Here is a 15,321-nt window from a genome sequence, read left to right on the forward strand (position 1 = left end):
ACGAAGCACGGTCTGGGAGAATTCGCCGACCGGATGCTTCGAAGTGCCCTTGAACATCAGGTGCTCGAGGAAGTGCGCGAGCCCGGATTTGCCCGGCGTCTCGTCGGCCGAGCCGACCTTGTACCAGATCATCTCCGTGACCACGGGTGTGCGGTGATCCGGGATCACCACGACCTGCATGCCGTTGCTGAGCGTGAAGCTGGCGGGCGGGGCCGATGTCACCGTGGTCTGGGCGAGGGCCGCGCTGGCTGAGAGGACACTCGACGAAAGCAGCGCGGCAAGGAGGCGGGCAGCCGATCGGTAAGAGGACATCATGATCCCTAGTGAAAGGCCGAGGTCCGGATGTCCGGCTCGGCGGCACGGCATGCTACACCGTGCGGCTGAGGCTTCGCGTCACGAAGCAGAGAACGCCGTCATCGTGAAGTTAAAGATAAGTCATGTGCCTCGTCCGGCCTACACCGGTCGATTGCGGCAGTTCCGTATGGGGACGCCAATCGGCAAGAGCGCTATTTCTCTTTTTCCTTGCCGCTGAGCACGTCAAAATATGTCCTTTTGGACTTATCCGGTCCGCCGGCGCCATAGGCGTAGTTGGGCGAGGGCGTCTGGTATCCGGGCGGTGGTTCGGTCAGGGATGCCCGCGGCGGCTCAGATGTGAATTGCTTGGATTCTTCGCTGTCACCCTTGAAGATGCCGAGCAGACCGCCCTTATAGCCGAGCTGGCTGGGGCTCATGGTTGGATTGTTTCCGCCCGGCTGGACAGAGTCGTTGCTCGACGTGCGGCTGGTGCCGTTGGTCTTGGCGGCGTTCAACTCGGCCGGAGTGAGTGGTCGGGCCGCTTCCCAGGGGTTCACGAACTTGGTGCCGGATTTCTTCCTGGCTGCGGCAGCCTCCTTGCGGCGCTTCTCATCCGGGTCTTTTGGCCAGTTCGGAGGAGCCGCCTCGGCGGCCGCTGCCGGCGGCGGCAGGTCGAGCTTCGGCGGCACCACCAGCGGCGAACGTTCGCGGTACTCAATACCGGGCGTTTCCATGCTCTTGGCGCCGAGACCCGACATCAAATTATCGATGATCTTTTCCTCGAAGGTCCGATCGTCTTCGTCATCGTCGCCGGCGCGGGCCGCGCCTGCTGCCATGACGAGACCGATGCCGAGCGCGACAGCGGACAATTTCAACGCCCGCCAGAACCCCCACCGGGGGTCTCGAACCATCGAACCGCTGGTCTTCGAGCTGCGCATCAGTGTACCTGTTCCATATTGTGGCAGATTGCCGCTCGCCGGCGGCTCAAACTCTCGCAAAAAGCGGGTTCCACCTGCCGGTCGTATCGGCCGGGATCAGGGCGCTTTTGCGGCGGGTACCCCCAGGAAGGAATCATACAATAGCGCCGCCACCCCAGCAACGATGGCCACGTCGGCGAGGTTAAACACATACCAATTATAGGTATTTCCGCCGATCTCGATGTGGAATAGGGCGAAATCCACCACCGCGCCATAGGCCAGGCGGTCGATGCCATTGCCGATGGCGCCTCCGATGATCAGGCCGAGCGCGATGGTCGCAAGCAGGGTGTGCGAGCGGGCCATCCAGATCGCCAGCGCCACCACTGCGATACCTTTGACGGCCATCAGCGCGAGCTGCGCCGCCTGGCTGTCGTTCTGGAGCCAGCCGAAGCTGATGCCGATGTTCCAGGCCAGCACCAGGTCGAAGAACGGCGTCACCTTCACCGCGCCGCGACGGGCGAGGTCGAACACGTTCAGTAGCCAGAGCTTGGAGGCCTGGTCGAGGATGACCGTGGCGATGGCCGAGATGATGCCGGCGCGGAGGGGGGTCATCGTGAGTGACCCAACGCCGCCGCGGCACACTCCGCCGTCGTCCTGGCGAATGCCAGGACCCATAACCCCAGGCGGTCGTTGATTGAAAGACTCGTGGTCATCAGCCTTCGCTGCAATTGGCGACGGTGGTAATGGGTCCTGGCTCCCGTGCGCAATTGCGCACTAGGCCAGGACGACGCTAGATCAAACGCCGACCCCCAGCGCCTTCCATTCGCGCAGCGCCTTGGCATCGCGCGGGGTGACGTCGGGGTATTCGGGGTCTTCGCCGACTGTCGGCGAGATCTTCCAGGAGCGGGCGCATTTGGTGCCGACCGCCTTCTCCACCACGACGGCAACGCCGGGCACGGCATCGAGACGGAACGCAGACGCCGGCGCCTCGCCCTCGCGCACCTCGTAGTTCGAGGTGATGCAGACTTCGGCGAGGTCGGTGTCGAACAGCGTCGCCAGCATGTCGCGGTCGGCGACATAGATGACCGGCGAGGCCTCCAGCGACGAGCCGATGTTCTTGGCGGCGCGTTCGAGCTCGAGCGCGCCGGTGACGACACGGCGGACGTTGCGGATCGCCTCCCATTTCGCGGCGAGCTTGTCGTCGCGGAGCTTTTCGAGATCCCCCGGAAATAGCGTGAGGTGCACTGAAGGCTCCGCATCCGGCCGGTACATGCGCCAGGCTTCCTCCGCAGTGAAGCTGAGGATCGGCGCCAGCCATTTCAGGATCGAAGAGCACAACAGGTCGATCGTGGTCAGCGCCGCCTTGCGCGTCGGCGAGGACGGCGGATCGCAATAGAGCGTGTCCTTGCGGATGTCGAAGTAGAACGCCGAGAGCTCGCTGTTCAGGAACGCGGACAGCGTCGCCACCACGTTCTTGAAGTCGAACGTCTCGTACGCCTTGCCGATCAGCTCGGCGCGCATCGCGAGTTCGTGCAGCATCAGCCGCTCGAGCTCGGGCATCTCGGCGGGCGCGACCGCCTCTGTCGGCTTGTAATGATGCAGCGTGCCGAGCATCCAGCGCACGGTGTTGCGCAGCTTGCGATAGGTCTCGACCGTGTTCTTCAGGATCTCGGGGCCGATGCGCTGGTCGTCGGTGTAGTCGCAGGACGCAACCCAGAGCCGGAGGATGTCGGCGCCGGATTCCTTGATGACGGCCTGCGGCTCGATGGTGTTGCCGAGCGACTTCGACATCTTGCGGCCGTCCTCGGCCTGGGTGAAGCCGTGGGTCAGCACGATGTCGTAGGGCGCGCGGCCCCGCGTGCCGCAGCTTTCCAGCAGCGAGGAGTGAAACCAGCCGCGATGCTGGTCCGAGCCTTCAAGATACATCACGGTGTCGGTGCCGCCGTCGACCTTGCGCTTGATGCCTGACAGCCCCGGGAAGTGCACGGGGTCTTCGAGCACGAAGGCGTGCGTCGAGCCGGAATCGAACCAGACGTCGAGGATGTCGTCGACTTTCTGCCAGCCCTCGTTCGCATGCGCGCCCAGGAAGCGCTCGCGCGCGCCTTTCGCGTACCAGGCGTCGGCGCCTTCCTTTTCGAAGGCGTCGCCGATGCGGGTATTGACGGCCTCGTCCTGGAGGATCTCGGCGGAGCCGTCAGCCTTCTCGCGCACGAACACGGCGATCGGCACGCCCCAGGCCCGCTGGCGCGAGATCACCCAGTCGGGGCGCGCCTCGATCATGCCGTTGATGCGGTTTTCACCGGACGGCGGCACCCATTGCGTCACCGAGATCGCGTGCAGCGCGCGGGCGCGCAGCGTGTCGCCGGACTTGGTCTTGCCGCCTGCCGCGATATCCTTGTCCATCGCGATGAACCATTGCGGCGTGTTGCGGAAGATCACCGGCTTCTTGGAGCGCCAGGAATGCGGATATTGATGCTTGAGCCGGCCGCGCGCCAGCAGCATGCCCTTTTCGACCAGGGCCTTGATCACGGCCTCGTTGGCATCGCCCTTCTCGCCCTTGTCGTTGATGACGCGCTTGCCGACGAAGCCAGGGGCATGGTCGGTGTAGGCGCCGTTCTCATCGACCGTGTAGGGGATCGTGCTGTTGATGCCGCGCGCGTCGAGGTCGCGCGTGTTCGCCATCCAGACGTCGAAGTCCTCGCGGCCGTGGCTCGGGGCGGTGTGCACGAAGCCGGTGCCGGTGTCGTCGGTGACGTGGTCGCCCGACAGCAGCGGCACGGTGAAGTCATAGCCGCCGGCAAGGTCCTTCAGCGGATGGGCGCATTCGATTGCGTCCATGGTGTCGGCGGGGACGTCGCGCACCTTCTCATAGGCGGTGACACGCGCCTGCTTGAACACCTCGTCGGCGAGCGCATCGGCGAGGATCAGGAGATCGCCGGTCCTGGCCCAGTTGTCCGCCGGTGCGTCCGTCACCTTGTAGAGGCCATAGGCGATCTTCGGCGAGAACGAGATGGCGCGGTTGCCGGGTAGCGTCCAGGGCGTGGTGGTCCAGATCACGACGCTCGCGGAGGCGAGCGCGCCGTGCGCGGGCGAGGTCACCGGGAATTTCACCCAGACCATGTCGGAGGTGTAGTCCTCGTACTCGACCTCGGCTTCGGCCAGCGCGGTCTTCTCGACCACGCTCCACATCACCGGCTTGGAGCCGCGGTACAGCGTGCCGTTGGCGGCGAACTTCATCAGTTCGCGCGCGATCTGGGCTTCGGCCGGGAAGCTCATGGTGGCGTAGGGATGATCCCAGTCGCCGATCACGCCGAGACGCTTGAACTCCTCGCGCTGCACGCCGAGCCAATGGGTGGCATAGGCGCGGCACTCTTTCCGGAAATCGATCATCGCCGCACTGTCGCGGAAGTCGGGCTTCTGCTTGCCCTTCTTGCGATAGTGCTCCTCCTCGACCTTCCACTCGATCGGCAGGCCGTGGCAGTCCCAGCCCGGCACGTAGTTGGAATCGAAGCCGAGCATCTGCTGGCTCTTGGTGACGAGATCCTTGAGGATCTTGTTCAGCGAGGTGCCGATGTGGATGTTGCCGTTGGCGTAGGGCGGGCCGTCATGCAGCACGAACTTGTCGCGGCCCTTGGCGCCCGCGCGCAGCTTCTCGTAGAGGCCGATCTCGTACCAGCGCTTGAGGATCTCCGGCTCGCGCTGCGGCAGGCCGGCGCGCATCGGGAAGTCGGTCTGCGGCAGGAACAGGGTTTTCGAATAGTCTTTGACTTCGGACTTTTGGGACTTTTGCGGCTTTTCGGACATGAGGCTGACTGGCTCGGAAGGGCGCGGGAAAACGGATGGCGATGCGGAATCGCGGGGTGAAAACGACGAAATCCCGGTCTTGCGCCGAGCCAAAGGCTCAGGCGGAAGCCGGGCCGCTAATCCCTATGATGCGCCGCGCAAACATGGGCTCTCCATAGCAGGGGGCTAAGGGAAGCGCAAAGGTCCGGCCGGCCGGTTTTCGGCCTCAATCGATGACGCCAAGCCGCGGAAATGCGTCCGGGGCGGCGGCCAGCATGGCGCGGGCGCGGGCGGAATCGTCGTCCATCTGGCGGATCAGGGCCTCGATGCCGTCGAATTTCAGCTCCTCGCGGATGAAGCCGACGAAGGCGCAGTCGAGCACCTGCCCGTAGAGGTCGCCCTTGAAGTCGAACAGGAAGATTTCCAGGAGCGGAGCGCCATTGTCGAATGTCGGGCGGCGGCCGAAGCTGGCCACCCCGTCCAGGCGCTCGGCGCCGCGGCCGACCCGCACCGCATAGATGCCGTGCTTGAGGCCGCAATTGGCGTCGAGGCGGATATTGGCGGTGGGGTAGCCGAGGTCGCGGCCGCGCTTCTCGCCATGGATCACCTCGCCGGTGATGAACCAGGGGGCGCCGAGCATGGTGGTGGCCCCGTCAAGCTGGCCTTCGGCGAGCGCAATCCGGATGGCGCTGGAGGAGACCGGCCGCTCGTCGAAATCGACATGCGGCTGCACGTCGACCTCGATGCCGAGCCGGGGCGCCTCGTTGACCAGCAGGCTCGGCGAGCCGACCCGTCCCTTGCCGAAATGGAAGTCATAGCCGACCGCGATTGCGCTGACGCCGAGACGCCCGATCAGGTCATGGTGAATGAAATCTTGCGCGCTGGTGCCGGCTCTTGCCTTGTCGAAGGTCATGACCACGGCGCCGGAGAGCCCGGTCCCGGCCAAAAGCCGCAGCTTGGCCCGCTCGTCCGTCAGGCGGAATTGCGGGGTGTTGGGGCTGAAAAATCGCCGTGGGTGCGGCTCGAAGGTCAACGCCAGCGCAGGGCGGCCATGCGCCCGGCCCATCTCCAGGGCTGCTGCGATCACTGCGCGATGGCCAAGATGAACCCCGTCGAAATTGCCCATGGCGACCACTGCGCCCCGGGGAATAGCGGAATCCGGCGTGGTGTCGCGGATAACGGTAAAATGCGGGACCATCAGGGGAATTCTCGAGCCGGGCGGGACCGGCCGGGACCGTGGCTTGACCCGCCCGGCGAAGTCAAGCGGGGGAGGCGGCGGCATTGAACACGATTTCAATTCTTCGGGGGCCGCCCCAGTTAACGGGCTGTTTAACGCCTTGATGCTAGTCCTTGAAACGTGGAACTGCACGGGCCTCCCGGCCTGGCAGCTCCAATCGTAATATTCCTGGGTTTGCGTTGGGGGAGTCGAGATGGCGGTTGATTTGTCGATGTCGGTTCTGGTGGTTGATGACTACAGCACCATGATCCGCATCATCAGGAATCTGCTGAAGCAGCTTGGCTTCGAGAACATCGACGATGCCAGCGACGGTTCGGCGGCGCTGAACAAGATGCGCGGCAAGAAGTACGGCCTCGTGATCTCCGACTGGAACATGGAGCCGATGACGGGCTACGACCTCCTGCGCGAAGTGCGCGCGGATCCGAACCTCGCCACCACGCCTTTCATCATGATCACGGCGGAATCGAAGACCGAGAATGTGATCGCGGCCAAGAAGGCCGGCGTGAACAACTACATCGTCAAGCCGTTCAACGCGGCGACGCTGAAGACCAAGATCGAGGCGGTCTTCCCGGACATGGCGAGCGCGTAAGGCGCGCCTGAGTTTTCGGCTGAATTCGGAAAGCCCGGGCTTTGTCCCGGGCTTTCTGCGTTGGGAGTGTCATTCCGGGGCGCCCGAAGGGCGAACTACGGTGCGCGATTGCGCACCTGGGAATCTCGAGATTCCGGGTTCGATGCTCCGTATCGCCCCGGAATGACGATCAGATCACTACCACTTCAATTCGCGCATCAGCGCCTTCGGCGGGTGGCCGAACAATTCCATCACGGACGCCGGGTCGAGCTGGTCGAGGCCTTCGAACTCCTCGGCATGGATGCCGCGGGTGACGAACAGGCAGTCGATGCCGAATTCGCGCGCGCCGGTTAAGTCGGTGCGGACGGAATCGCCGATCGCCAGCACGCGTCTGCGGTCGATCTGATGGCCCTGGCGTTCGCCGGCGAGCGCCATCGCGCGCTCGTAGATCGGCCGGTGCGGCTTGCCGTAGAAGATCACCTCGCCGCCGAGCTCGCGATAGAGCTCGGCGATCGCGCCGGCGCAATAGATCAGCCGGTCGCCGCGTTCCACCACGATGTCCGGGTTGGCGCAGACCAGCGTCAGCTTGCGCTCGCGCGCCTTCAGCATCATGCCGCGATAGTCTTCCGCCGTCTCGGTCTCGTCGTCATAGAGGCCGGTGCAGACGATGTAGTCGGCCTGTTCCAGCGGCGCGGTCACCGCATCTAAGCCGCGATAGATCGAGTTGTCGCGCTCTGGGCCCAGCCAGAACATCTTGCGGCCGGGATGTTCGGCGACATAGAGCCGGGTCAGGTCGCCCGACGAGACGATCGCGTCATAGGTCTCGTCGGCGACACCGAGCTTGCGCAATTGCCGCTGCACAGAGTCGGCGGGGCGTGGGGCATTGGTGATCAGGATCACCGTACCGCCGCGGCTGCGATAGGTGTGCAGCGCCTCGCAGGCTTCGGGGAAAGATTCCAGGCCGTTGTGGACCACGCCCCAGATGTCGCTGAGCACGACGTCCACATCGCCCACGAGCTCGCGCAGGCTTTCGGCGAAATGCAGCGTGGTCATGATGCGCGCGACCGATCAGATCCGGCGTGCGAGCGCCGCGTTGCCGGTGATGCGTTGTGCCGGAGGTGCGGCTGACGTCGCGCCTTGGCTGAGTGGAGCGGAGCCATTGGATCCCTGAATATCCTGCGCCTGGTTCGGCGAGGCCCCGCCGGTAGCAGATGCCCCCTCCGGCCGCAATGGCCGGGGCGGCGCGAACAGGAACCCCTGGCCGAACCGAACGTCATAGTCGAGCAAATCGACCACGGCGCGCTCGCCTTCGATCCGCTCGGCGATCAGATCGATGCCGAAACGGCCGAGCAGGTCGGAGAGGTCGGACGGGTGGATGTCGGAGGTCGAGGCCTGCCTCGGGTCGAGCAACAGCGTGGCCGGAACCTTGATGAAGCGCACGCCGCGGTCGGCGAGTTCGCGCGGCTCGATGCGCAGATCCGTGACATGGTCGATCGAGAAGCGGAAGCCGCGCTGGGCGAGCGCGGCGAGGTTCTCGGACTCGGCCGGGCCGAGATTGCGGAAGGTCGACTGCTTGAACTCCAGCACCAGCGACGGCGCCAGCGCCCGGTTGGCTTCGAGGAAGTCGAGGCATTGCGCGAAGGTGGTCGAATTGCCGAGCGTGGAGGCCGCGACGTTGCAGAACACGCCGACGTCCTTGTTGCGGACCATGAGGCGGCGCAGCACCTGCACACAGCGCAGCATCACCATGTTGTCGATGCGCCCGATCAGGCCCGAGGCCTCCGCGATGCTGATGAACTCCTCGGCGGCGATCAACTGGTCGCGCTCGTCGCGGACGCGTGTCACCGCCTCGTAGAACCGCACCTTGCGCTGCGGCAGCGTCACCATCGGCTGGAGGAAGATGTCGATGCGGTTCTCGTCGACCGCGTTGCGGAGCGTCGCCAGCAATTGGGTCTGGTTACGTCCGTTGGCGGTCTGAACCGGTTGGGTGGTTTGGGCCTGAACTGCCGGTGCCGGCCGCGGCTGCGCTGCGGGAGGCGGGGGAGCCGCGGGAAGCAGTGGCGGCGCCACCGGCCGCTCTTGGAGCGGCGCGATCAGGTCGATCGGCGCTTCCGGGTCCGGCCTTGCGGCCGGAGCCGCCGCAGCTGCAGGCGCGGCGCCAGCCAGCAGGTCCTCATGGGTCGACACGGTGGAAGCAAGCTGCCTGACGAGCCCGCCGAGCTCGTTGATCTCGCCGACCACCGACTGGATGCGGTCGGAATTGGTCGAATTGGACGAAGCGATGCGCCCTTCGATCGCAGCTAACCGGCGGCCGAATTCGGCCACCTGGCGGGCGAGGTCGGCGGTGCCGCGGGAGAGGTCGGCGATCTGGCCGCCGACGTCGCTGCGGTCGCGCAGCCGCATCGACACCGCGTTGTAGAGGATCAGGAAGGTCAGCGCGGTCAGCGCCACGATCGCGGATTCGGTTCCGCTGATGCCGGCGACCGCGTAGAGCACAAGCCCGAGCGAGGCCGCGACCAGAACCATGCAGATGGCGATGAAGATCGTCGAAATGCGAATCATGCCGCGCGTTACGCCTCAAGAGCTGACTGCCTCACCCGGGAAAACACGGGTTACTGTGCGAACCCGTCACGCCTCATGCTCCCCCAAGCCGCATGACCCTAACATCATTGTTGATTCGAGGGGATAGTGGTCCGTTTGCCCTTCAAGTCAGGCCAGCCCGGCGAAAGCCTTCGAGATAGTGCTCGCGATCGGAGGCGAGTTTGATCGGCATGAATTCGGCGATCCAGGTCAGCGAAACGTTCGGCTGGGCCCGGTGGAGTTCCTTCAGGGCAACCCGGGCGGTCTCGGTTTGTCCGGCCATGCCGGCAGCGGCAACCAGCACCCGGTGCCCGCCGACGAAGTCGCTACGCTGGCGCAGCGACTCCTGTGCGAGCCGGATCGCTTCCGCGTAGTCGCTGCCGAGGAAGCGGGCGAAGGCGGCGATGCCGAAATAGACCGGCGCGTAGGGATCGCGCGGGCTGAGGCGGATCGCTCGGCACGCGGCCTCGTCGGCATCCTGCCAGCGGCCGCAATAGCCCAGCGCCAGACCATAATAGCCCTGCGCCAGCGCAAAATTCGGATTGAGCCGGAGCGCGGTCTCGAACTCGGCGAGCGAGTCCTCGAACCGCCGCGCGAACAGATGGACATGGCCGAGCGCATTGTGGGCCCAGGCATCCTCATCGTCGGCGCGGATCGCGGCCCTGGCCGCGCGCTCGGCGAGGGGTATTGCCGTGGCCATCTCCATCCAGCCCATATGCGCCGTGAACATGTAGCTGGTGCCGAGCAGGCCGAGCGCCTTGCCGTAGTTCGGGTCGAGCGCGATAGCCTTCTCGAGCAGCGCCTGCGCCACGACATGATCCTGCCGCGTCACGCGCCAGTAGTGGGAAAGGGCGCGCATCACGAGATCCCAGGCGTCCAGGCTGTCGGGCGGCTTGCGCTGGGCGCGAAAGCTCTCCGCGGCATAGAGCTGTGGCTCGATCGCGGCGACGATGGCTTCGGTGATCTCGTCCTGCACGGCGAAGACGTCGGCGAGCTCGCGGTCATAGCGCTCAGCCCAGAGATGACTGCCGGTGGCGACGTCGTTGAGCTGCGCGGTGATGCGGACGCGGTCGCCATCCTTGCGGACGCCGCCTTCGACGACATAGCGCACGCCGAGTTCTTCCGCGACCTGCCGCAGATGAACCGGACGGCCCTTGTAGATGAAGGAGGAGTTGCGCGCGATGACGAAGAACCAGCGCAGCTTCGACAGCGCGGTGATGATGTCCTCGCTGATGCCGTCGGAGAAATAATCCTGCTCGACTTCGCCGCTCATGTTGGTGAAGGGCAGGACCGCGATGGCCGGACGATCTGGCAGCGGCAATGCCGTTGGCGGCGCGTTGGACGGTTGGGCTGGCGCCGCGGGCGTTGCGGCCGAGGAAAGTTCCGTGACATCGCCGACGAAGCGCACGCCCTTGCGCGCGATGGTGCGGATCAGCCGCTGCTCCTCGCCATTGTCGTTGACCGCGCGCCGTGCTGCGTTGATCCGGCTGGTAAGGGTCGATTCCGAGACGACGCGGCCGTTCCAGACCGCATCGAGCAGATTGTCCCGCGTCACCACGCGCTCGCGGTTGCGGACCAGATAGAGCAGAAGATCGAACACCTGGGGCTCGAGCGCGACGAGCGAGTCCGCTCGCCGCAATTCGCGGCGCTCGGGATCGAGCACGAAATCCTCGAACTGAAACGCCACGCCTCGCCTCGGCCTCCGTGCGGAAATCAAGGTGCTCTCAGCGTAAAATAACGCTGGTCTCAAGGCCAGCGACCCGCATGCGCCCTATCGTCCCGGCGCTTTCAACCGCAGGAGATTGCCATGTCGACATCCGCCGCGCTCAAGCCCGCCGCAGCCCAACTCGATCTCGCCGCCGTCAAGCAGCGCCAGCACGGCGCCTGGTCGTCCGGCGACTATGCCATCGTCGGCACCACCTTGCAGATCGTCGGCGAGCAGCTTTGCGAGGCGCTGGACCTTCGCGCCGGCAGCAAAGTGCTGGACGTCGCTGCCGGCAACGGCAATGCGACGCTGGCGGCGGCCCGGCGCTGGTGTGACGTCACATCGACCGACTACGTTCCGGCGCTGCTCAAGCGCGGCCGCGAGCGCGCGGCAGCCGATCGTCTGATGGTCGAATTCCGCGAGGCGGACGCCGAAGCGTTGCCGTTTGCCGATGGCAGTTACGACGTCGTCGTCTCGACCTTTGGGGTGATGTTCACGCCGGACCAGGACAAGGCTGCTGCCGAACTCGCACGAGTCTGCAAATCCGGCGGCAAGATCGGCCTCGCCAACTGGACGCCGCAAGGCTTCATCGGCCAGCTGTTCAAGACCATCGGCGGGCATGTGGCGCCGCCGGCCGGCGTGAAGTCGCCGGCATTGTGGGGCACACCGTCCCGCCTCAAGGAGATGTTTGGAGACCAGGCGTCGGAGATCGCCGCCGAGCCGCGCATGTTCGTGTTCCGCTATCGCTCGCCGGAGCACTGGCTCGAAATCTTCAAGTCGTATTACGGGCCGATGCTCAAAGCCTTCGCCGCACTCGACGAGTCCGGTCAGGCTGCGCTGCGGCGCGATCTCATCACGCTGCTCGGCGAGTTCAACCATGCCGACGACGGCACGGTCGTCGTGCACAGCGAATATCTGGAAGCCGTCATCACCAAGCGCTGATGCGGGTTGAGGTCAGGCCGGCGTTCGGCCTGACCTCAACATCATGCCGGGGCGGCGGCGCCGACCGTGGCGGCCGAGACCGCCTCGCGGCTGCCGAGCGGCTTGGGCTCCCCGGTGGTCGTGTTGCGCAGGGTCTGCCGTTCGATCTCCGAGTTCAACTCGGCGCCGAACATGATGACGATCGCGGACATCCATAGCCACATCATCAGGCCGATCGCCGCGCCGAGCGAGCCGTAGGTGGCGTTGTAATTGGCGAACTCGGACAGATACCAGGACAGCAAGGCAGAGCCGGCAATCCAGAGCAGGGCGGCCGCCACCGCGCCGAGGCTCAGCCATTGCCAGCGCGGCGCGTCGCGGCTGGGTGCGAAGCGGTAGAGGATGGCGAGTGCCGCGAGCAGGACGACGAACAGGAGCGGCCATCGTGCCAGCGCCACGATGAGCTTGCTTTCGGGCGCCATGCCGAGATGATTGAGCGCGAGCGGGAAGGCGACGACGGCACCCACCATCAGCAGCAGCGCGGCGATGCCGCCGACCGTGAAGGCCAGCGACACCGAGTTCAGCCGGATGAAGCTGCGCTTCTCGCGCTCCTCATAGGCGACGTTGAGGGCGTCGAAGATCGATTTGACGCCGGCATTGGCGCTCCAGATCGCAAGCAGGAGGCCGAGCAGGAAGGTGGCGCCAAGCGTCGTATTGCCCTTCGACACTACGCGCGCGACCTGGTCCTCGACGATCTGGAACGAGCCCTCGGGCAGCATCGTCGCGAGGGTCTGGAGATTGGCGCTGATCGTGGCGGGATCGGCGAACAGCCCATAGGACGAGACCAGCGCGGTGACGGCCGGAAAGATCGCGAGCAGCCCGAAAAACACGACGCCGCCGGCGGTCGCGAGCAAGCGATCGTCGTCGATGCGCTGATAGGTGCGCCAGGAGATATCCTTCCAGCCGGCCCAGGGGATCGCGAAGGGGCTTCTGGAACGGCGCCCGCGGCCGGGCTGCGTCGCGGCACGGGTTAAGCTCGTTTCCGGAGAGCTTGCTTCGTTGTTGCGGTGGTCTTGCGGTGGACCCGGCCGGATCACGCCGGGGTCCTGGAAGTAGCGTTCTGCGGTCAGCACCAAGACGGCGGTGGCGGCGACCAGCAGCCAGGAGTCGAGCTGCCCTGAGCGCCGCGCGGGCATCTCACGCGTCCAATCCGTGCCGGTGCCGTCTCCGGCGCGCGGCCGTGAAGCCCAGCAGCCCGACGGCTGCGAGCATCAGACCCAGCTGCACGGGACGGTTGGCGCGCACGGGCCGGGTGTTGCCGCCATGGCGGCGTTCGCCGGGCGCGAGCGGTGCCAGGGGAATCGTCGTCGCGACCTCTTTCACTGCCTGCTTGACCGTTCCACGCGGAATCCGCGGGGTGGCGATCGCCACGCGCAGGCGGCTGGCCAGCGGCACGATCGGCTTGTCCCGACGCTTCATTTGAGCCAGAGCCGCGCCGGCGCAGCACGCAGCCAGGACCAGCAGGACCGCGCCGACGGCACCAAAGCCCCAGAATTGTCCGTAGGTGATTGCGATCCAGCGGTACAAGGCAACCAGACCGACAAAGAAGGCCGCGATCAGGAACAGCCCGGCCACTGCGAACAGGCCGGCCGCGACCGCATAGGAGGTCGCCCGTCCCGTGGCCTGGCTGGTGCGGTCACGCAAGTAAGACCGGGTGGCGCGCCTGAGATGGTTGAGTTTCAGCGCCATGCCGGCGCGCAGCAATTCACCCGATGGCGCGAGCATGCGGACATCCTCCGAGAGCGAGACATTCGTCGGGGATGAACGTGACGGGATTTGACTTGTTCCGCGCCGGGCGCCGCCGCGGTGACCGATCAGCCGAGATCGGCGGCCGCGATCCAGAACACCTCGCCTTCGGAGTCTTCGGTGTCGAGCCAGAGCAGCGGCAGCTCCGGAAAGGCCTCGTCGACCAATTCGCGGCCGCGGCCGATCTCGCAGATCAATCCGCCATCCGGCGTCAGGTGATCGGGGGCGTCGCGCAGGATCCGGCGCACCACGTCGAGACCGTCGGCGCCGCCGTCGAAGGCGAGCTTGGGCTCGGCCCGGCATTCCGGCGGTAATGCCGCCATGCCTTCCGCATCGACGTAAGGCGGATTGGTGATGATGAGGTCGTATCTGTTGTCGCCGAGCGGGGCGAACAGGTCGCCGCGATGCAGGGTGACCCGCTCATCGAGCCCGTGCTCCCCGACATTGCGCGCGGCGACTTCGAGCGCGCCCTTGGAGATGTCGACGGCATCGACCGTTGCATTCGGGAAGTGATACGCGGCGAGGATGGCAAGGCATCCCGATCCCGTGCAGAGGTCGAGCACGCGCTCGACGGCGGTGGGGTCGTCGATCAGCGAGCCGGCCTCGCCGTCGCCGCCGAAATGCGAATCCAGGAGCTCGCCGATGAAGGAGCGCGGGACGATAACGCGCTCGTCGACATAGAAGGGCAGGCCGCGCAGGTAGATCTTGTTGACGAGATAGGCGGCCGGTTTGCGCGTGGTCACGCGCTTATCGATGAGATCGAGGATGGTCTTGCCTTCTGCAGCCGTGACGCGCGCGTGGGCAAAGGCCTCGAACTGGTCGGGATGCAGATGCAGGGCCTCGCAGACCAGAAAGGCCGCTTCCGCCACCGGATCGGTCGTTCCGTGCGCGAAGGCGAGCTTGGCCTCATTGAAGCGGCTCACGGCATAGCGGACGAAGTCGATGAGCGTGACAAGCTCGCCGCGGCCGACTTTCGCAAGTTTGGGCGCGGCGCGGCCGCGCGCGGTCTTTTTTGAAGCTCTTGCCATCAGGATTTCGTCCAGCGCGCGGCGGCCTCGTCGTCACGGGCGTGGGCTTCGACCCAGCCGGCGCCGGTGGCGCTCTCTTCCTTCTTCCAGAACGGCGCGCTGGTCTTGAGATAGTCCATCAGGAACTCGGCTGCCTGGAACGCCGCCTGACGATGCTGCGATGCGGTCAGCACCAGCACGATGTTCTGGCCGGGCATGAACCGGCCGACGCGGTGGATGACCGTGACGCCGTTGAGCGGCCAGCGCGTGGTCGCCTCCTCGACATGACGCTTGATCTCTTCCTCGGCCATGCCCGGGTAATGTTCGAGCGTCAACGCCGCGATCTTCGCGCTGTCCTCGTCGCCGCGGCAGATGCCGGAGAAGCTCACGACTGCACCGATGTCGGTCCGGCTCCCGGTCAGGAGCGCGATCTCGCGCGCAATGTCGAAATCGTCTTCCTGGATACGGATGGTGACGGGGCCGGTGGTCGCAGGGGAAGTCATGGG

General features: G+C 65.7%; 14 protein-coding genes. 2 read left to right on the plus strand and 12 right to left on the minus strand.

The window, feature by feature from the left end:
* The 5 genes from XI08_RS08950 to XI08_RS08970 form a co-directional block, all read right to left on the minus strand.
* Nucleotides 1-312, minus strand: a 312-nt coding sequence (locus XI08_RS08950; RefSeq protein ID WP_271574140.1) for a M16 family metallopeptidase, incomplete at its 3' end; no start/stop codon positions are given.
* A gap of 194 nt (nucleotides 313-506) precedes the next feature.
* Nucleotides 507-1,232: a hypothetical protein gene (locus XI08_RS08955; protein ID WP_271574141.1), complete on the minus strand. Its 726-nt coding sequence runs from the start codon at nucleotides 1,230-1,232 to the stop codon at nucleotides 507-509.
* A gap of 96 nt (nucleotides 1,233-1,328) precedes the next feature.
* Nucleotides 1,329-1,823: a signal peptidase II gene (lspA, locus tag XI08_RS08960; protein ID WP_271574142.1), complete on the minus strand. Its 495-nt coding sequence runs from the start codon at nucleotides 1,821-1,823 to the stop codon at nucleotides 1,329-1,331.
* 183 nt (nucleotides 1,824-2,006) lie between these two features.
* Nucleotides 2,007-5,015, minus strand: coding sequence for an isoleucine--tRNA ligase (gene ileS / locus XI08_RS08965; RefSeq protein ID WP_271574143.1), 3,009 nt, complete (start codon nucleotides 5,013-5,015; stop codon nucleotides 2,007-2,009).
* 205 nt (nucleotides 5,016-5,220) lie between these two features.
* Entirely contained in the window at nucleotides 5,221-6,192 is a 972-nt protein-coding gene (locus tag XI08_RS08970; protein ID WP_271574144.1) for a bifunctional riboflavin kinase/FAD synthetase, read from the minus strand.
* 232 nt (nucleotides 6,193-6,424) lie between these two features.
* On the opposite strand from XI08_RS08970, the gene XI08_RS08975 reads away from it, so the two are divergent.
* Entirely contained in the window at nucleotides 6,425-6,820 is a 396-nt protein-coding gene (locus XI08_RS08975; RefSeq protein ID WP_007596883.1) for a response regulator, read from the plus strand.
* Nucleotides 6,821-6,997: 177 nt separating this feature from the next.
* Here XI08_RS08975 and XI08_RS08980 read toward each other — a convergent pair whose 3' ends face one another.
* The 3 genes from XI08_RS08980 to XI08_RS08990 all read right to left on the minus strand — a co-directional run bounded on the left by XI08_RS08980 (nucleotide 6,998) and on the right by XI08_RS08990 (nucleotide 11,066).
* Nucleotides 6,998-7,852: a TIGR01459 family HAD-type hydrolase gene (locus XI08_RS08980; RefSeq protein WP_027546011.1), complete on the minus strand. Its 855-nt coding sequence runs from the start codon at nucleotides 7,850-7,852 to the stop codon at nucleotides 6,998-7,000.
* 15 nt (nucleotides 7,853-7,867) lie between these two features.
* On the minus strand, nucleotides 7,868-9,361 hold the full coding sequence (locus XI08_RS08985; RefSeq protein ID WP_271574145.1) for an EAL domain-containing protein: 1,494 nt from the start codon (nucleotides 9,359-9,361) through the stop codon (nucleotides 7,868-7,870).
* A gap of 142 nt (nucleotides 9,362-9,503) precedes the next feature.
* Nucleotides 9,504-11,066 (minus strand): winged helix-turn-helix domain-containing protein, encoded by a 1,563-nt coding sequence (locus XI08_RS08990; protein ID WP_271574146.1) that lies wholly within the window; start codon nucleotides 11,064-11,066, stop codon nucleotides 9,504-9,506.
* A gap of 120 nt (nucleotides 11,067-11,186) precedes the next feature.
* Between XI08_RS08990 and XI08_RS08995 the strand changes: the two genes are divergently transcribed.
* On the plus strand, nucleotides 11,187-12,026 hold the full coding sequence (locus XI08_RS08995) for a class I SAM-dependent methyltransferase (protein ID WP_271574147.1): 840 nt from the start codon (nucleotides 11,187-11,189) through the stop codon (nucleotides 12,024-12,026).
* Nucleotides 12,027-12,067: 41 nt separating this feature from the next.
* Here XI08_RS08995 and XI08_RS09000 read toward each other — a convergent pair whose 3' ends face one another.
* The 4 genes from XI08_RS09000 to XI08_RS09015 form a co-directional block, all read right to left on the minus strand.
* On the minus strand, nucleotides 12,068-13,198 hold the full coding sequence (locus XI08_RS09000) for a YihY/virulence factor BrkB family protein (RefSeq protein WP_271574148.1): 1,131 nt from the start codon (nucleotides 13,196-13,198) through the stop codon (nucleotides 12,068-12,070).
* Nucleotide 13,199: 1 nt separating this feature from the next.
* Nucleotides 13,200-13,787, minus strand: a complete 588-nt coding sequence (locus tag XI08_RS09005; protein WP_271574149.1) for a phage holin family protein — start codon at nucleotides 13,785-13,787, stop codon at nucleotides 13,200-13,202.
* An 89-nt stretch (nucleotides 13,788-13,876) separates the two neighbouring features.
* Complete coding sequence (gene prmB / locus XI08_RS09010; RefSeq protein ID WP_271574150.1) at nucleotides 13,877-14,836, minus strand: 50S ribosomal protein L3 N(5)-glutamine methyltransferase; 960 nt, start codon at nucleotides 14,834-14,836, stop codon at nucleotides 13,877-13,879.
* Nucleotides 14,836-15,318 carry a molybdenum cofactor biosynthesis protein MoaE gene (locus XI08_RS09015; protein ID WP_271574151.1) on the minus strand — a complete coding sequence of 161 codons (483 nt, stop codon included), beginning with the start codon at nucleotides 15,316-15,318 and terminating at the stop codon, nucleotides 14,836-14,838. Before XI08_RS09015 ends, prmB begins: the two co-directional genes overlap by 1 nt.
* Nucleotides 15,319-15,321 lie beyond the last annotated feature (3 nt).

The organism is Bradyrhizobium sp. CCBAU 11361, from assembly GCF_028128935.1.
In the GTDB taxonomy this organism is placed as follows: domain Bacteria; phylum Pseudomonadota; class Alphaproteobacteria; order Rhizobiales; family Xanthobacteraceae; genus Bradyrhizobium; species Bradyrhizobium niftali.